19 protein-coding genes are annotated in these 17,164 nt (G+C 61.9%); 7 read left to right on the top strand and 12 right to left on the bottom strand.

Translation table 11 applies throughout. From position 1 onward, the window contains the following. Positions 1-56: 56 nt before the first annotated feature. From ROE7235_RS06205 to ROE7235_RS06190, 4 genes are all read right to left on the bottom strand, one after another. On the bottom strand, positions 57-482 hold the full coding sequence (locus ROE7235_RS06205; RefSeq protein ID WP_121093808.1) for a protein tyrosine phosphatase family protein: 426 nt from the start codon (positions 480-482) through the stop codon (positions 57-59). A 16-nt stretch (positions 483-498) separates the two neighbouring features. Further along, positions 499-930, bottom strand: coding sequence for a DUF6691 family protein (locus ROE7235_RS06200; protein ID WP_121093890.1), 432 nt, complete (start codon positions 928-930; stop codon positions 499-501). 2 nt (positions 931-932) lie between these two features. Beyond that, on the bottom strand, positions 933-1,361 hold the full coding sequence (locus ROE7235_RS06195; RefSeq protein WP_121093889.1) for a YeeE/YedE family protein: 429 nt from the start codon (positions 1,359-1,361) through the stop codon (positions 933-935). A gap of 74 nt (positions 1,362-1,435) precedes the next feature. Beyond that, positions 1,436-2,299, bottom strand: coding sequence for an MBL fold metallo-hydrolase (locus tag ROE7235_RS06190; RefSeq protein WP_121093807.1), 864 nt, complete (start codon positions 2,297-2,299; stop codon positions 1,436-1,438). A gap of 158 nt (positions 2,300-2,457) precedes the next feature. Here ROE7235_RS06190 and ROE7235_RS06185 point away from each other — a divergent pair, with 158 nt between their 5' ends. Then, the gene (locus ROE7235_RS06185) at positions 2,458-3,681 is read left to right on the top strand and encodes a bifunctional alpha/beta hydrolase/OsmC family protein (RefSeq protein WP_121093806.1); all 1,224 of its coding nucleotides are present in this window, start codon (positions 2,458-2,460) and stop codon (positions 3,679-3,681) included. On the opposite strand, the gene ROE7235_RS06180 is transcribed toward ROE7235_RS06185, so the two are convergent. Together ROE7235_RS06180 and ROE7235_RS06175 are read right to left on the bottom strand one after the other, a co-directional pair. Further along, on the bottom strand, positions 3,666-4,592 hold the full coding sequence (locus ROE7235_RS06180) for an alpha/beta fold hydrolase (protein WP_121093805.1): 927 nt from the start codon (positions 4,590-4,592) through the stop codon (positions 3,666-3,668). The two genes, ROE7235_RS06185 and ROE7235_RS06180, sit on opposite strands and share 16 nt — an antisense overlap. Then, positions 4,589-4,876 (bottom strand): SCP2 sterol-binding domain-containing protein, encoded by a 288-nt coding sequence (locus tag ROE7235_RS06175; protein ID WP_121093804.1) that lies wholly within the window; start codon positions 4,874-4,876, stop codon positions 4,589-4,591. Before ROE7235_RS06175 ends, ROE7235_RS06180 begins: the two co-directional genes overlap by 4 nt. 66 nt (positions 4,877-4,942) lie before the next feature. Here ROE7235_RS06175 and ROE7235_RS06170 point away from each other — a divergent pair, with 66 nt between their 5' ends. The 6 genes from ROE7235_RS06170 to ROE7235_RS06145 all read left to right on the top strand — a co-directional run bounded on the left by ROE7235_RS06170 (position 4,943) and on the right by ROE7235_RS06145 (position 10,764). Beyond that, positions 4,943-5,503 (top strand): tetratricopeptide repeat protein, encoded by a 561-nt coding sequence (locus tag ROE7235_RS06170; protein ID WP_121093803.1) that lies wholly within the window; start codon positions 4,943-4,945, stop codon positions 5,501-5,503. 27 nt (positions 5,504-5,530) lie between these two features. Further along, positions 5,531-8,377: a helicase-related protein gene (locus ROE7235_RS06165; protein WP_121093888.1), complete on the top strand. Its 2,847-nt coding sequence runs from the start codon at positions 5,531-5,533 to the stop codon at positions 8,375-8,377. Between the two features lie 27 nt (positions 8,378-8,404). Continuing rightward, the gene (locus ROE7235_RS06160; protein WP_121093887.1) at positions 8,405-8,755 is read left to right on the top strand and encodes an RNA-binding S4 domain-containing protein; all 351 of its coding nucleotides are present in this window, start codon (positions 8,405-8,407) and stop codon (positions 8,753-8,755) included. Between the two features lie 71 nt (positions 8,756-8,826). Next, positions 8,827-9,165, top strand: a complete 339-nt coding sequence (fdxA, locus tag ROE7235_RS06155) for a ferredoxin FdxA (RefSeq protein WP_121093802.1) — start codon at positions 8,827-8,829, stop codon at positions 9,163-9,165. A gap of 218 nt (positions 9,166-9,383) precedes the next feature. Then, positions 9,384-9,893 (top strand): CarD family transcriptional regulator, encoded by a 510-nt coding sequence (locus ROE7235_RS06150; protein WP_121093801.1) that lies wholly within the window; start codon positions 9,384-9,386, stop codon positions 9,891-9,893. Between the two features lie 130 nt (positions 9,894-10,023). After that, positions 10,024-10,764 carry a YebC/PmpR family DNA-binding transcriptional regulator gene (locus ROE7235_RS06145; RefSeq protein WP_121093800.1) on the top strand — a complete coding sequence of 247 codons (741 nt, stop codon included), beginning with the start codon at positions 10,024-10,026 and terminating at the stop codon, positions 10,762-10,764. Positions 10,765-10,766: 2 nt separating this feature from the next. On the opposite strand, the gene ROE7235_RS06140 is transcribed toward ROE7235_RS06145, so the two are convergent. The 6 genes from ROE7235_RS06140 to ROE7235_RS06115 all read right to left on the bottom strand — a co-directional run bounded on the left by ROE7235_RS06140 (position 10,767) and on the right by ROE7235_RS06115 (position 16,899). Next, a complete protein-coding gene (locus ROE7235_RS06140) occupies positions 10,767-11,627 on the bottom strand; it encodes a DMT family transporter (protein WP_306418855.1) in 861 nt (286 codons plus the stop codon). Positions 11,628-11,704: 77 nt separating this feature from the next. Further along, positions 11,705-12,217, bottom strand: a complete 513-nt coding sequence (gene cobU, locus ROE7235_RS06135; protein ID WP_121093798.1) for a bifunctional adenosylcobinamide kinase/adenosylcobinamide-phosphate guanylyltransferase — start codon at positions 12,215-12,217, stop codon at positions 11,705-11,707. Beyond that, positions 12,207-12,737 (bottom strand): alpha-ribazole phosphatase family protein, encoded by a 531-nt coding sequence (gene cobC / locus ROE7235_RS06130; RefSeq protein ID WP_121093797.1) that lies wholly within the window; start codon positions 12,735-12,737, stop codon positions 12,207-12,209. The genes cobU and cobC overlap by 11 nt, the downstream gene beginning before the upstream one ends. Then, on the bottom strand, positions 12,728-13,483 hold the full coding sequence (gene cobS, locus ROE7235_RS06125) for an adenosylcobinamide-GDP ribazoletransferase (protein ID WP_121093796.1): 756 nt from the start codon (positions 13,481-13,483) through the stop codon (positions 12,728-12,730). Before cobS ends, cobC begins: the two co-directional genes overlap by 10 nt. Before the next feature lie 3 nt (positions 13,484-13,486). Further along, on the bottom strand, positions 13,487-14,500 hold the full coding sequence (cobT, locus tag ROE7235_RS06120; protein WP_121093795.1) for a nicotinate-nucleotide--dimethylbenzimidazole phosphoribosyltransferase: 1,014 nt from the start codon (positions 14,498-14,500) through the stop codon (positions 13,487-13,489). 77 nt (positions 14,501-14,577) lie between these two features. Continuing rightward, complete coding sequence (locus ROE7235_RS06115) at positions 14,578-16,899, bottom strand: ATP-binding protein (RefSeq protein ID WP_147434174.1); 2,322 nt, start codon at positions 16,897-16,899, stop codon at positions 14,578-14,580. Positions 16,900-17,164: the final 265 nt, after the last annotated feature.

Raw genomic sequence — 17,164 nt, 5'->3', positions numbered from 1 at the left:
AGAGTGTGCTTGGGCGACCTCTTTGGCGATTGCGATGGGATCCGCAAGCTGCCAGATCAGCCCTTGCTCAGTTGCTCCAGCACCGGACGGAACGGTTCCAGATTGTAGCCGTAGCGCGCGGGTGTTGCGATCAGCTCTTCCAACGGGCGCACGCCCGCCTGTGCCATCGCCCAAACAATCGAAGACCGGTTGCCCGATGCGCAATAGGCAAGCACCGGACCGGACTGGCCTGAAATTACCGCAGCCTGCCCGCTGACATTCTCGGGCGTGATTGCGCCGCCCACAACGGGGTTCTCTACAAAGCTCATCCCGGCGGCTTCGACCGCCGCGCGGATCGCGTCGGCCTGAAACTCGGTCGGCACCTCGCCATCCGGGCGGTTGCAGATGACGGTTTTGAACCCCTCTGCGGCAATCGCGGCTGCATCCTCGGCTGCGATCTGGGGGGACACGGCGTAGCCGTCAGTCAACGGACGGATGTCCATAATACTCTCCTACAGGTCAGGTGGCGGCGACTTGGTCGATCCGCGTTCGGATTGGGTTGGCGGCCAGCATACCCGCAACCATAGCAAGGATAAAGACGATCCCGCCGGTCCCGCCCCAACTGAGCGAGGCAATCGCCGGTCCGGGGCAAAGCCCCACGAGCCCCCACCCGGCCCCGAACAACACCGACCCGATCACAAGGTTGTGGCCAAGTTTAGGGTCTGGTCGTGCCGGAAATGGCGTGCCGACGACCGAACGCGCGCGCCGGGTGGTTATGTTCCACGCCAGCGCCATTGGCAGGATGGCCCCGCCCAGCACGAAAGCCAGCGTCGGATCCCAAGCGCCGAACACGTCCAGCCAGCCTTGCACCTTGGTCGTGTCGGTCATGCCCGACACCAGCAAACCGGCCCCGAATAGCCCGCCAGAAACTGCGGCAATTATTGTGCGCAACATCAGATAACCCCCAGAACATGCCGGAACAGCACCATCGCGATGCCGCCCGCCAACAGGTAGAAGACCGTCGCGACCATGCCGCGCAACGAGAAGCGCGAGATCCCGCAGACCCCGTGGCCGGACGTGCAGCCATTCGCCAGCCGCGTGCCGATGCCCACAAGCAAGCCCGCAGCAATGACCAGTCCCATGTTGTCGGTGATGTTGGTCTTCACCTCGACATTGTACAAAGGCAGCATCAGCGCGGGCACCACCACCAGCGCCGCCAGAAAGGCCGCGCGTTCCTGCCAGTTCGACAGGCCGCTCCGGTCGACCAGCCCGCCGATAATGCCGCTGGCCCCCATGATGCGCCCATTCCCCAGCAGGAAAATGGCGGCAGATGTGCCGATCATAAGGCCCCCGACAAGGCCCCATATCCAATCCGTTTCGATCATTTCATGTTCCTGTTCGCGACTTCAGGGGCATGCGGGGCAAGGCCCGCACACCAGGTGGTGATCCTTTCGGATCAGAGCTTGTTCACGGGCACTTTCAGATAAACTGTGCCGTTATCCTCTGCCTCGGGCATCTGCCCCGCGCGCATGTTAACTTGCAGCGACGGCACGATCAGTTTCGGCATGCCAAGCTTGGCATCGCGCGTGGTGCGCATCCCGACGAAGTCTTCGCGCGATTTTCCGGCACCAACGTGAATATTGGCCGCCTTTTGCGCTCCGACCGTGGTTTCCCACGCGAAATGGTCCCGCCCTTCGGCCTTGTAGTCATGCCCCACGAAGATGCGGGTCTCTTCTGGCAAGGCCAGAATTTTCTGAACGCTATCCCACATGGTGTCAGCAGATCCGCCAGGGAAATCGCAGCGCGCGGTGCCGAAATCTGGCATGAACAGCGTGTCGCCCACGAAAGCCGCGTCGCCGATGACATAGGTCAGGCAGGCGGGCGTGTGGCCGGGCGTGTGCAGCACATCTACCCGCAATTGCCCGATATGGACGCTGTCGCCCTCTTGGAACAACTGGTCGAACTGGCTGCCGTCGCGCTGGAATTCGGTGCCTTCGTTAAAGACCTTGCCGAAGGTATCCTGCACGATGGTGATGTTGCGGCCTATGCCGATCTTGCCGCCCAGACGCTCTTGCAGATAGGGCGCGGCGGACAGGTGGTCGGCATGGACATGGGTTTCGAGCAACCAGTCCACACGGTAGCCCTTGTCCTGCACGAACGCGATCACCGCATCGGCAGAGGCAGTATCGGTCCGGCCAGAGGCATAGTCGAAATCCAGCACCGAATCGACGATCGCGCAGGACACGCCCTGAGGGTCACGCACGACATATGTGATGGTATTGGTTGCATCGTCGAAGAAAGAGGTGACTTCGGGTTTCATGCTGTCGTCTCCATTTGCTGTCTGCTCAGGATATAGGAAGTGAAGAATATATTGCAATAATAGAATGTATTTTTCGGGTGGGCTGGCGCAGTATTTCCGTTGTGTGAAGCGTAACATACGGCAGTCTGCCACGTAATAGAGTTACCAAGGGGGGCCATATGCCGACACGAAAGATCGTTTTTCCGGGCCATGACGGGTCAGAGCTTGCAGCACGGCTGGACCTGCCGAACGGCAAGGTCCGCGCAGCGGCCCTGTTCGCGCATTGCTTTACCTGCTCCAAGGATATCGCCGCCGCATGTCGGATTGCCGAGGGGCTGACCGCGCATGGCATCGCTGTGTTGCGGTTCGATTTTACCGGGCTGGGCCATTCCGGCGGCGAATTCGCCAACACCGATTTTTCGTCGAACGTCGAGGATCTGACCTTGGCGGCCGGCTGGATGACCGCGCAGGGGATGCCTGTGCAGTTGTTGATCGGGCATTCGCTGGGCGGCGCCGCTGCCATTTCCGCGGCCCCGCGCCTGCCCGGTGTGCGTGCGATCGCGACCATCGGCGCGCCGCATGAACCGGGGCATGTGCTGCACAATCTGGGGACCGAACTGGAGACGATTCGCGCCGAGGGATCCGCACTGGTCAGTTTGGCCGGGCGCGAATTCACCATCCGCCGCGCCTTTGTCGAGGATGTCAGCGCCGCGTCGCTTGATGCGGCGCTGGGCCGGATGGGCGCCGCTTTGCTGGTGCTTCATGCGCCGCGCGACATGACTGTCGGGGTCGAAAACGCGCAGGCGATTTTCACCGCGGCGAAACACCCCAAAAGTTTCGTGTCGCTGGATCATTCCGATCACCTGCTGTCGGATGCACGCGACGCTGGCTATGCCGCTGATGTGATCGCGTCGTGGGCAAGCCGGTATCTGGCATTTGAAGACGCCGCGCCGGACCCGTCCTTGCCCGAAGGTATTACCCGCGTGTCCGAAGATGACCCCGCCGGTCTGCGCCAGACAATTTCGGTCGAGGGGCGGCATGTGTTGGTCGCCGATGAACCCGCGCGCCTTGGGGGAAGTGACCAGGGGCCAACGCCCTATCAATTGCTCGCCGCGGCGCTTGGCGCGTGCACCACAATGACCCTGCGCATGTATGCCAAGCGCAAGGGGTTGGCGCTGGACCATGTGGCCTGCGATGTAAGCCATGGTAAATGCCACGGCACCGATTGTGGCGAGGGCGGCAAGGTAGACGAATTCAGACGGACCATCCACCTATCCGGCGCTCTGGACGATGACCAGCGCGCGCGGCTGCTGGAAATCGCAGATAAATGTCCGGTGCATCACACGCTTCAGGCACAAGCTGTGATTCGTACCCAACTGGCAGAAGATCAGGACGCGGACTGAAACAGTGCTGTGACGCGCGCCAGAAAGTCGTCGCGCACTTCGGGCCGCTCGATGAGCAGTTCGTGCAGCGCGCCGTCATATTCGGTCAGCGTGGCCGTCGGCCACGCGCCGACGCGGCTGCGGCACGCGTCCTGACTGATGATCTTGTCCCCTGTCCCGACCCCGCAGAGAGCCGGAACGCCGGGGGCAGGCAGTTCATCCAGCGCCTGCATTTCGCGCAATGCCGCTGCCAGCCAGCGCATGCTTGGCGCGCCAAGGCGCAATTCTGGATGCGCGCGAAGCTGTGCCTGCGCCCATGCGTATCGGTCTGGATCGCGGGTGAGTTCGTTGCGTTCGAACGGGAAATTCCAAAGTTCGAACTCCTCGCCCGCGCCGGGCACTTCGCTTGTGTCCTTCCGGACAAAGCGCAAAAGCGACGTGATGGGTGCGACCGCTGCCAGCGTTGCGGGTGGAAGCGTCAGCCCCCACATGGGCGCACTGAACGCCACCGATCGCGCGGGCAGTCGGTTCACAAGCGCGCGTAGGGCGATGCAGCCGCCCATCGAGTGGGCGAGGATGTGGCGCGGAGCGGTGCTGTAGTCATCCAGCCACGCCCAAAACGCCGCCACGTCCATTTGGTAGTCTGCAAAATCCGGCACGTCCCCGCGTATGGGCGGGTCACACAGCCTGTCTGACAGCCCTTGCCCCCGCCAGTCTATCACCGCCACGTCATACCCGCTGGCCACCAGATCGCCCACGGTTGGCCCGTATTTTTCGACCATTTCTGTCCGGCCGGGGAAAACCGCGACAAGCGGGTTGGTCCCCTTGCCCCAGCGTGCAGCGCGCAGGCGGATGCCGTCGCTGGCGGTCAGCCAATCGACGCACGCCGGCGCCGGCGCGTCAGCTACATCTGCGTAAAACGGTGCGATCAACTCAGCGCGCTGCCCAGTTTCATTGCGGCGCCCATGCTGCCCTCGATCTTCAGGTCACCAGACATGAAGGCCATTGTCGGGTTGACGCTGCCGTCCAGAATGCCGCGAAACGTGTCGGTGCTCGCGATCATAGTCACTTCGGCATCGTCGTCCCCTTCGCGCACGCCGTCAGTGTCCAGCATTATGGACCCTTCGCCTTCGATCTGGAACTTGGCTGTGCCGTCGAACCCGTCGGTCAGCTTTTCATTCAGCGCCTTGATGGCGTGGGTCAGAATCTCGCTCATATCTATGCTCCGGATTTGTGATCTATGCGCGCTGGATTCGCAGCGCCATTGCGTTACACTTTCACTATGACGCGTCGTATATCCATACTCAATCTTGTCGTGGCGGCAGCGCTTTTTGCGGCAGCCCCTGCGGCGTCGCAAGATACGCCAACCGACGACCCGCAAATCCTGCTGGAGCGTTTGGCACAACCTGACCAAGACCGCTGGCAACGGATAGAGCGGCAGATCACGCGCATCTGGTCGCGGTCCGGGTCCGCCAGTGTGGACCTGTTGTTGCAACGCGGGCGCGATGCCATGCAAGAGGGGCGTGCCGACGCCGCAATCGACCATTTCTCTGCGGTGATCGACCACGCCCCTGATTTCGCAGAAGGCTGGCACGCACGCGCAACTGCATGGTTCATGGAAGGGCGTTTGGGGCTGGCTATGGCCGATCTTGAATATGCGCTTGCCCTGAACCCGCAGCACTTTCTGGCCATGATGGGTCTTGGCCGTATCCTAGAGGATCTGGGCCAGCCCGAGAAAGCCCGCGACGTGATGTTGCGGGTCCGCGCTATACATCCGCATCGTGACGACGTAAAAGCCGCTCTGGAACGGTTGGACAAGGCTGTGCAGGGCGTCACGCTCTGACAGCGCGAAGGGGCAAGGCCCATGAATATGCGCGCGAATGCGCGGGTGGTGGCGGTTCTGGGGCCGACCAACACCGGCAAAACCCACTACGCCATCGAACGGATGCTGGCGCATCGCACCGGCGTTATCGGTCTACCGCTGCGGCTGTTGGCGCGCGAGGTATACGACCGGATTCGCGATCTGCGCGGCCCTGATTGCGTTGCGTTGGTCACGGGCGAAGAACGGATCGTGCCCGACCGCACTCAATACTGGGTGTGCACGGTGGAAGCGATGCCGCTTGAAATTGGCGCGGACTTTGTAGCGATTGATGAAATCCAGCTTTGCGCCGATCCTGATCGCGGCCATGTGTTTACCGAACGACTACTTCACGCGCGCGGGTTGCACGAAACCCTGTTCATGGGCTCCGATACGATGCGCAGCGCGATTGCGGCCTTGGTGCCCGGCGTCCAGTTCAACCGGCGCGAACGGATGTCCAAGCTGACCTATTCGGGCTCGAAAAAGCTAAGCCGCATGCCCGCGCGTAGCGCAATCGTTGGGTTCAGTGTTGAAAACGTCTACGCCATTGCCGAACTGATCCGCCGCCAGAAAGGTGGCTGCGCGGTGGTCATGGGCGCGCTGTCTCCGCGCACGCGCAATGCGCAGGTGGATCTGTATCAAAACGGCGATGTCGATTATCTGGTGGCGACAGATGCCATCGGGATGGGTCTGAATCTGGATATCAAGCATGTGGCGTTTTCGGCCACGCGCAAGTTCGACGGGCGACGGATGCGGATGCTGAACCCCGACGAATTGGCGCAGATCGCCGGCCGTGCGGGGCGCTACCAGAACGACGGATCGTTTGGCGTGACGGGAGAGGCGCGGCCACTGGATGACGAGGTGGTCGAAGCGATTGAAAACCACCAGTTCCTGCCGGTGCGCAAACTGCAATGGCGCAACGCCAAGCTGGAATTCGGGTCGCCTAAACGGCTGCTCGAATCGCTGGAGCATCATACAAGCGATGACTGGCTAACCCGCGCGCGTGATGCCGATGATGTGGTTGCCTTGAAAAACCTGCTGGTTTTACCCGAGGTCCAGGACCGCCTGCGCGACCCGCGAGATTTGCGCCTGCTCTGGGATGTTTGCCGCATCCCCGATTTTCGCGGCATCTCTCCGACCGAACATGCGGGGCTGTTGGGGCGTGTCTTCGAATTTCTGCATGGGGATGGCCGCATCGACCCGGATTGGCTGGCCCGCAACATCAAACGGATTGACCGCACCGAAGGCGACATCGACGCATTGTCGAAACGGCTGGCGTATATCCGCACATGGACCTATATCGCCCAGCGCAAGGCGTGGGTCGATGATGAAAAACATTGGCGCGAAGCCACGCGCGCTGTAGAAGACCGCCTGTCCGATGCGCTACACACGCGTCTGACGCAAAGATTTGTTGACCGGCGCACATCCGTTTTGCTGCGCCGGTTGAAGCAGAAGGAGAGCCTTGTGGCCGATGTGAACGACAAGGGCGAAGTAACGGTAGAGGGCGAGCTGATCGGCCGTCTTGAAGGGTTCCGGTTCCGGCAGGACAAAACCGCCAGCCCGGACGAGGCCAAGACATTGCGTCAAGCCTCTATTGCGGCGCTGGTGCCGTTGTTCCATCTGCGTGCGGACACCGTTTATAACGCGCCCGATACCGAGTTCGAATTCACCGAACAAGGCGGGCTGATGTGGGGCACCTCTGCCATTGGCAAGTTGGTGCGCTCTGACGACGCCATGCGTCCGCAGGTCGAGGCATTCGTCGATGACGAGGCCGGACCGGATGTGGCCGACAAGGTGCGCCGCCGCTTGCAGCATTTCATCGACCGCAAGATCGCGTCCCTGTTCGAGCCTTTGCTGAACATGTCGCGTGACGAAACCCTGTCGGGCCTGGCGCGCGGCGTGGCGTTTCAACTTGTCGAGGCGATGGGCGTCATTCCCCGCGCGCAGATTGCAAACGACATCAAGGCGCTGGATCAGGATGCCCGCGGCATGTTGCGCAAGCATGGTGTGCGGTTCGGTCAGTTCACCATCTTCCTGCCGCTGCTTCTGAAGCCCGCGCCCACCCGATTGCGGCTGGTGCTGCGGTCCTTGCACGAAGGACTGGACGAGTTTCCCGAAAGCCCGCCGCCCGGTTTGGTCACGATACCGCATATTTCCGAGGTTCCGGACGCGCATTACACCATGGCCGGGTATCATCCCGCCGGTGCGCGTGCGATTCGGATCGACATGCTGGAACGGCTCGCCGACCTGCTGCGTGCTTGCGACAGTCGCGCGGGCTTCGAGGCGACGCCGGATATGTTGTCCATAACCGGCACCACGCTGGAGCAATTCGCCGACCTGATGCAGGGTCTGGGCTATGCCGCCGAAAAGGGCGAGCGCGAGAAGGCCAAGCCGGTGCAGGACGCCGCTGCAAGCCCTGCGACCGATGCGGCATCTGATACGACCAATCCAGCGGCGGAACCGGACACCACTGCGCCAGAGGCCCCGGAAACGGAAAGCGCCGAGACGGATGCCCCAGAGGCGGAAATGCAGAACGAGGCCAAGGGCCCAGAGGTTCCGGATACGGAGGCTGCGCCCGCCGAAGCCGATTCGCTCGAAGTGTTTTTCACCTTCACATGGGCGCCGCGCCCCCGTCGCGACGCCAACCGTCAGGCCCGCAAGCCCGAGGGCGAAAACCGCGGTCCCCGCAAAGGCGCGAAGGGTGGCAAGCCGAAGGGTGATGGCCGCAAAAACGACGGGCGCAAAGGCGATGGCCGCAAGCCCAATGCGGACCACAAAAAGCCTGCTGCCAAGCCCCAGCGCATTGATCCCGACAACCCGTTCGCCGCCGCTCTTGCGGGGTTCAAGGCCAAGGACTGACCCGTGTCTGACCTCGCGCCAGACACCATGCGCGTGGATAAATGGCTTTGGCATGCCCGATTCGCCAAAACACGTTCGGTCGCTGCCGGTCTGGTCAAGGACGGCGTGCGCGTGAACGGCACGCGCATAGCCAAGCCCGCCGCGCAGGTTGGCCCCGGTGATGTTCTGACCTTTGCCATCGGCGCGCGCGTGCGGGTGGTCAAGGTGCTGGGCTTGGGCACAAGGCGCGGCCCCGCGCCAGAGGCGCAGGCGCTTTATGACGACATGTCGCCCCCGCCGCCCCCGCCCGATCTGTCGGCCCCGAAATCTGCCGGACCAAGGCCCGATAAACGCGACCGCCGCCGTTTTGCCGCACCTGCACCGGATCGGCTTGATTGATCGGGGTCACGGGTTTATGTCAACCTCGCGCGACAGGTTCGCCCGGATGACAAGCACGAGGTAACGCCCCCATGACCTATGTGGTGATCGACAATTGCATCGCCTGCAAATACACAGATTGCGTCGAGGTGTGCCCGGTGGATTGTTTCTACGAGGGCGAGAACATGCTGGTCATCCATCCCGACGAATGCATTGATTGCGGCGTCTGCGAACCCGAATGTCCCGCCGACGCAATTCGCCCGGACACAGAGCCGGACATGGATGACTGGGTGGAATTCAACCGAAAATATTCCGAAAAATGGCCGGTCATCATCACCAAGAAAGACCCGCTGCCGGATGCCGAGTCGCGTGACGGTGAGGCTGGAAAACGTGAAAAATACTTCTCCGAGGAGCCGGGCGAGGGCGGTTAACCCGTCCTTCGACTGGGTTTGTCACCGTTCTGTCGCCAAGTTGCTTGGTTTTCAGGCAATTTTGTGATATAGAATCGTCGTAATATGAACTCGCTCTGTACGCGGTGGTCTTGCCAACTGCCGTTTTTTTGTCGCCAACGCTCTATTGCTTCAGGGACTACGGTTTCTGTTGCAAAATCCATGCGCGATGCGTCCGGGGCCTAGTGGGGAAAACAAGTATGACCAAAACGAAAAAATCCGAGTTTCGTGCGAATGAGTACGTGGTGTATCCGGCCCATGGGGTCGGTCAGATCGTGTCGATCGAAGAGCAGGAAATCGCCGGACTGAAACTCGAACTTTTCGTGATCTCTTTCGAGAAAGAGAAAATGACGCTTCGCGTTCCGACCAACAAGGCCGTAACCGTTGGCATGCGTTCGCTGTCCTCGCCGGAAATTGTGGACAAGGCCATGGCGACGTTGAAGGGCAAAGCCCGTGTGAAGCGCGCCATGTGGTCGCGTCGCGCGCAGGAGTATGAACAAAAGATCAATTCTGGTGACCTTCTGGCCATCGCAGAAGTGGTGCGCGACCTGCACCGCAGCGACGACCAGCGCGAGCAGTCCTATTCCGAGCGTCAGTTGTATGAAGCGGCGCTGGAGCGTCTGACTCGCGAAGTGGCCGCCGTGGCCGGTGGCGACGAGGTGATCGCGCAAAAGCAGGTCAATGACGTGCTGGTGTCGCGCGCCGCTTAATCTTGCCGGAATACCGTTTCAGACGCCCGCACACGACTGTGCGGGCGTTTTGCTTGGTCGCGCGGGCTTGTCTTGGCCCGCCCGACTGGACTAAACACGCCGGAGCACAGTCAAACTCTCGGAGATCGCAATGGCAGGCCATTCCAAATGGGCCAATATCCAGCACCGCAAGGGCCGTCAGGACGCGGTGCGCGCAAAGCTGTTTTCCAAACTTTCCAAGGAAATCACCGTTGCCGCCAAGATGGGCGACCCGGACCCGGACAAGAACCCCCGGCTGCGTCTTGCGGTGAAAGAGGCCAAGGCGGTCTCTATGCCCAAGGACAATATCGAGCGCGCGATCAAGAAGTCGCAAGGCGGCGATGCTGAAAGCTACGACGAAATCCGCTACGAGGGCTACGGCCCTGGCGGGGTTGCAGTGCTTGTCGAGGCGATGACGGATAACCGCAACCGCACGGCCTCTAACGTGCGGTCGACCTTTTCCAAGAATGGCGGAAATCTGGGTGAAACCGGATCGGTGGCCTTCATGTTCGACCGTATGGGCCAGATCGTCTATCCGGCCAGCGTGGGCGATGCCGATACCGTCATGCTGGCTGCGATTGATGCCGGTGCCGAGGATGTCGAAAGCACTGACGAGGAACATGTCATCTGGTGCACCGATACGGACCTGAACGCGGTGTCCAGTGAGTTGGAGGCGGCTTTGGGCGAAGCGGACAGCACCAAGCTGCTCTGGAAGCCACAGACCACGACGGAGCTTGATCTGGACGGTGCGCGCTCGCTCATGAAACTGATCGACGCGTTGGAAGATGATGACGACGTGCAGAACGTGACCGCAAATTTCGAAATCTCGGACGAGGTTATGGCCGAGCTTTAGGCCTAGGGCGCTGGCACGGCGCGTTTTTCCTGTTTGCGCAGCACGGCCTCGCGCCATGTAATGAACAGGACGGATGCCATGATGACCATGCCGCCCAGCACCACGAACAGGTCGACCCCTTCGCCAAACACCAGCGCGCCCAACGCTACCGCCCAGACCAGTTGCAGGAACGTGACTGGCTGGGTCACGGTCACGGGTGCGGCAGCGAAGGCAAGTGTCATGGTAAAATGCCCTGCTGTGGCAAAAGCTGCGACCGCCAGTAACCCCAATAATTGCGCGCCCGTGGGCGGCACCCAAACCGCATAGGCAAAGGGCGCAAGGCAGATTGTGACAATCAACGACAGCATGGCGACGACCACGCTGGCGGATACCTGCCCGCTCATCCGTTTGGCCATAAGGTACGACCCGGCAAAGAAAATCGCCGTGCCAATCATCGCAAGATGGCCGCTGGACACCTCGCGCAGGCCCGGTCGCAGAATGATGAGCGCGCCAAGGAACGCGACCAACACCGCCAGAATGCGCCGCATGGCCAGCTTTTCACCCAAGAACAGCGCCGCGCCTAATGTGACGTAGATCGGCGAGAGGTAGTTCATGGCGGTGACTTCGGCCAAGGGAATCTGCGTCATGGCGTAGAACCAGAGCATTACGCCCAGTGCGTGAATGAACCCCCGTGCGCCGAACAGAGTAAGGGCCGATCGCGTGATCGGGGTGGCGCGCAAGGCGGGCCACATCGGTATCAGAAAGACGAGTCCCAGCAGATAGCGCAAGAACGCTTGTTGCGCGGCGGGCAATTCATCGCCCAAGTATTTGACCAGCGCCGTCACCGCCACAAAGCACAGCCCTGTTACGAACATCCAGAACATGCCCTTCAAAGGGCGCGAGTCAGAGGCGGTATTTATCATGTGTAATAAGTTGCACGCGCCGGTCTTGCGCGCAAGCCTTAGCCTTTCAAGGCCAACGGCAACCCTGCGGCAATGAACCGGACCCGCGTGGCGATCTGGCCAATCCGTTGGTTCAGCCGCCCCGCTTCGTCGCGAAAGCGACGGGCGAGCGTGTTTTCTGGCACGATGCCCAGACCAACCTCGTTTGCGACCAGCCAGACCGGGCCGCGCCGCGCGCGCAAGGCGCGCTCCAACGCAGCAATCTCGGTGTGCAGATCGGTCTCCGCCAAGATCTGATTGGTCAGCCAAAGTGTCAGGCAATCGACCAGAACCGGCACCGCCGCGGGCACGTCATGAAGCGCACCGGTCAGGCCAAGCGGCACTTCATGTGTAACCCATCCGTCGGCGCGGTCCCGACGGTGTTGGGCGATCCGTTCGCGCATTTCGTCGTCAAAGGCCTGCGCGGTCGCCATGTAATGCCATGGGCCGGGGTGGGATGTGACCTCGGCCTCTGCGAATGCGCTTTTGCCAGAGCGCGCACCGCCCAAGATAAGCGTCAGGTCATGCGTCATGAAACACCTCTGGTGGGAAACGCAGCCAGCCGCCGAATGCGAGCGTCGACTGCCAAGCGCTGTCGCCTTCTGTCACATGGCGTGCCGATTTGATGACGCCGTGATGCGTGACCACCAATACATTCGGGCCAGCGTGGTCGCGCAGGGCATCCAACGTGCGGGCTTTGAGTTGCGCCACCGATTCGCCGCCATGGGGGCGGGCGTGAAGCAGATCAGCGGCCCATGCGTCCAACTCGGTACGCGGCAGATCGGCCCAAAGCTGTCCTTCCCAGCGTCCGAAATCCATCTCGCGCAGGCGTGGATCGGTGGCAAGCGGCAGATTGCGGGCGGTTGCGATCGTGCTCGCCAGGCGTGCGCAGCGTTGCAGGGGTGAGGTCACGACGCGCGTGATCTTCGGCAGGTCTTGCGCCAGCGCGGTCGCTTGTTGGGCGAACCCGTCTGCCGGTGCCAGATCCAGCCGCCCGTAGCACAGCCCTTCTGGCGCATCGGGTTTGGTGTGGCGCAGCAAGATCACGGCCATGCCATTGCTCCCAGCAATGCCCCGGTCAGGCTGATTATTTGCAAGGCGCCCAAGGTATCGCCCGTGTCGCCGCCAAGTTTCCGAAGCGTCCAGCGGCGCCAGACGGCGCCCGCCAGAACACCGCTTACAAGGGCGGACATGACGCCCTCGATCCCCAGAAACAGCAATGATATCAAGGATGCCAGCACCAGTGTGACAAAGATCCTTACCCAACCGGCGCGGCCCAGCGGACGCGTCAGGCCGGTGCCTGCGCCCCTTGCGCGCAGATAGCGCCCTTGGCCAAGTGCCCATGCCATCATCGCGCGACTAACCGCGTGTCCGACCAAAAGCGCGCCCATGCCCGTGGCGAGCGGGCCGGTTGCCAATGCGGTCGCCTGAACGCCCAGCACCGCACCGAGCCCCAGCGCGCCGTAGCTGCCGATCTGACTATCGCGCATGATCTCCAGCGCGTGTGCGCGGTCGCGTCCGCCGCCCAACCCGTCCAGACAATCGGCCAGGCCGTCCTCATGCAAGGCCCCTGTGATCACAAGGCCAGCGCCCAAGATCAGAACGGCGGCCAAACCCTGCGGCCAGAGCTGCGATGCCGCCCAGAAGAGCAGCGCCAATACCAGCCCAAGCACCAGCCCGACAGCCGCAAAATACTGCGGCGTGCGGGCCCATCGCTCGGGTGAATAGCCGCGCGCGGGCAATGGCAGGCGCGTCAGGAATTGGGCGGCCAGCAAGGCAGAGGCAAGGGTGTCGCGCATGGTCTAGCCCTGCGACACGCCCGCGCTGTCAAAGCTGGCCATATCGCACAGCATGGCGCTGGCCGCTTTGACCAAAGGCCAGGCGAGCAAGGCACCGGTGCCTTCGCCCAACCGCATATCCATGTCCAACAGCGGATCGGCATTCAGCCAGTCCAAAAGCACGCGGTGGCCGGCCTCTTGGCTGCGGTGACAAAACACCATCGCAGGGCGGATATGGGGCGCGCGGGCCAATGCCGCCGCAGCGGATGCGGTTGCGATGAAACCGTCAACCAGAACCATTCGGCCATCCTCTGCGGCGGCTTGCATGGCGCCGGCCATCATGGCCATTTCAAACCCGGCGTATTCAGCAAGTGCCGTATCTACGGACAGGGTCGTGTCGGTGCGCGCGGCGGCATCGCCCAGCACTGCGCGTTTATGTGCCAGACCCGCCGGGTCCACCCCGGTGCCGCGACCGACCAATGTATCCAGCGGCAGACCGGTCAGCTTGTGGGCTAGCAGACTGGCGCTTGCGGTGTTGCCGATACCCATCTCGCCAAAAGCCAGTGCCTGCGCTTGGGTGCGCCCGACGATTTCGGCGCCGGTCTGCCAGGCTTGCGCCAGTTCTGCGCTGCTCATGGCAGGGCCGCGCAAGCTGCTTTCTGTGCCCGGTGCGATCCGGTAGGACCAAAGCGCAGGCGCGTCGAGTGGTTCGCCCGCGACGCCAGCATCGACCACATGTACAGGTATGCCCAAACTGCGGGCAAACGCATTCGCCGCAGCACCGCCGGCCAGAAAATTCAGCACCATCTGCTGCGTAACAGCTTGCGGAAAGGCCGAGACCCCCTCGGCTGCGATCCCGTGATCGGCCGCGAAAATGACCAGTTCGCAGGTATCCACGCGCGGGGTCAGGGTGTTTCGAAACCGGGCGATTTGTGCCGCAAGCGTCTCAATGCGCCCCAAGGCTCCGAGCGGCTTGGTTTTGGCGTCGATGAAGCTCTGGATCTCGGCATCGGACAGGCGGTGGGGCTGGCTGGTCATGAAAGCACCTGTTTGGGAACTGATGCGTCAGGTGTAGCCCCTGATGCCAGTGTTGCAATGCCTTTTGACGGCAAGGCTCACGCGGCTTCCGACACTTTGCGCAACTGCTCGTGCACGATGGCGGTAAATTGCGCCAGCGAAAAGGGTTTGCCGATGAACACCGCTTTGCCAAAGCGGGCTTGCGCGGCGATGCGACTGTCCTCTGCATAGCCCGACATGAAGACGATCGGCGTATCGGGGAAACGGTCGCGGATTTCTGCGACCCAGCCCGGCCCGTCCAGCCCCGGCATGATCACATCGGTCACGAACACATCGGGGCGCAGTGTGGGGTCGCCCAGAAGCTCCAGCGCGGCCTCACCGGAATCGGCCTCTAGCACCCGGTGGCCTTGAAGCTGAAGGGCGCGCGCCGCGAAGGACCGCACCGGCGCTTCGTCCTCTACCAGCAGGATCGTGCTGCGTTCTGCGGTGGCGGGCGTTGCGTTGGGCCGGGCGGGCTTTTGCGTGGCAACCAGCGGCGCGGCTTGGGCCGCGAAGTAGATCGAAAAGGTCGTGCCTTGCCCTTCCTCGCTATCGACAAAGATGAACCCGCCCGATTGTTTGATGATGCCATAGACCGTGGACAAGCCCAGTCCGGTTCCTTCCCCTTGCCGTTTGGTGCTGAAGAACGGGTCGAAGACTTTGGCCATCGTTGCGGGTGGCATACCGACGCCTTCGTCGCGCACGCGGATCACAGCATAGTCACCGGGCGGCAAGGTCGCCTTGTCGCGCCGCAGCCCGCCGGGCAAGGAACAATGTTCGGTTTCGATGACGATTTCGCCGCCCAGCGGCATGGCATCGCGCGCATTGACGACAAGATTCATCAAAACCTGTTCGAATTGCCGTTTGTCAGACCGGATCAGCGGCATGTCCTCGCCATGGCGCAGGCTGAGCGTTACGCGTTCGCCGACCAGACGGTTGAGCAAATGGATAGTGTCGGCCAGCAGGTCATGCAGGTCGAGGGTTTCGAATTGAAGCGTCTGCTTGCGGGAAAACGCCAGAAGCTGGCGCACCAGTGCGGCGGCCCGGTTTGTGTTTTGCTGGATCTGCATCAGGTCTGGGTAGTCAGTGTCGCTACGGTCATGGCGTAGCAGGATCAGGTCGCAATGCCCCGATATTGCGGTCAGCAGGTTGTTGAAATCATGCGCTACGCCGCCCGCCAATTGCCCGATGGCCTGCATTTTCTGGCTTTGGGTGAATTTGGCTTCCAGCGCCTTGAACTCGGTCGCATCATTCATGATCGCCAGCAGTTCGCCATCCCCGCCATAAGGCCGGAGCGAGACTTGCAAAAACAGATCGTCTGCCGGGTTGACCGCGCGCAGGACTTCGGTCGGGTTGGTGACGCGGCCGGCGCGAATATCGGCCAGCCATTCGCCCACGGGACGGCCCAACCCTTCCAGCACGTCGGCAAAGCGCGGCGTGTCATCCTTGCGCAGGCGTAACAGGCGACGCGTTTCGTCGTTGATACGGATAAGTCTGCCGTCGCGGTCAATCAAACCGAGCGCGACAGGCAAGACCTGCAATGCGCTGAAACTGTCGCCGGTATCCGGTGGCGCGGTTTTTGTCGGTAGCAGGATGATGGTTTCGCCATCGGGCGTTGCGGGCATGCGCAGCCCTATATGATGGGTTCCGCTGCCGCGCTTTGTAAAATGCGCCAGCGTACCCGATTCTGGCATCGGCAGTTCAAGTAGGTCTGCCACATGGCGCGGAGCGATGCCCGTCTTGGGCCGCAGCCGGGGCGAGAGGTAGCGAAGGCGCCCATCTTGCGCGCAGTCGATCATATCGACGGGCAATTCGTCGCGCGGGTCGGAATGCGGTGTGTCGCTGATCCGCCATAGCATATGCCCTTGCCCCACCGGGCGGACAACGAGCTTCCAGTCGCCATGGTCCATTGGCACGGTATGGGACGCGGTGCCATCGGCGCTGGCCCGCTCGTGCAGCCGCGTTGCCAAGGTCGCAGGGTCGGCGCTGATCCCGGCCAAGATGTCGGTTGTATAGCTGTGCAAGGAGGGGTCGAACAGTGACTGCGCCGCAGCGTTTATCCAAAGGATACGGCCGCTTCGGTCATGCACGAGTGCCGTACCGGTGGCTGAACTGGCATAGAGATCACGGAAAATACAGATGTCGCGGTCGAGTCGGCGCCTTGCAATGCGGCGGGTGCCCCAGATAACAGCCGCTGAAACCAGCATAGACGCCCCGACCGCGGCAAGCGCCAGAAGCGACGGATGCTCGTCCCCGACCAGAAAGCCGAGCGCAAAAAGCCCAAGGCCGAGCGCAGCCAGTGGGGCCAGCGGTCTGGCCTGCTTGCTGCCCGGCGGGTGGGCTGACAGTGCCCAGTCCGTTTTTGCTTTTGCGATATTCACGCTGCCCCCGATTTCTGCCAACCCCAGTGTCGCGCCGAAAGATTAATTTCAGTTTATACTTCTTCTACTCCAAAACCCGAAAGTTCTCGTGTGTTATGACGCGGAAGTTATCTGACACCTTGTCGCGGAATTTCTTCTATTCCTGCGGGATGGTCTCACGCATGAATGCAAGGATGGCGTCGGCGAATTGCTTCTGACTTCGGTAGTAGCGATTGTGGGTGACATAATGGTGCAAGACCGCCCAAAGACGTTCAATTGGATTGAG

Origin of the sequence: Roseinatronobacter ekhonensis, from assembly GCF_900499075.1 — a bacterium.
GTDB lineage: Bacteria > Pseudomonadota > Alphaproteobacteria > Rhodobacterales > Rhodobacteraceae > Roseinatronobacter > Roseinatronobacter ekhonensis.
The sequence above is the reverse complement of the archived record's forward strand: the minus strand, read 5'-3'. Positions and strand labels throughout refer to the sequence as shown.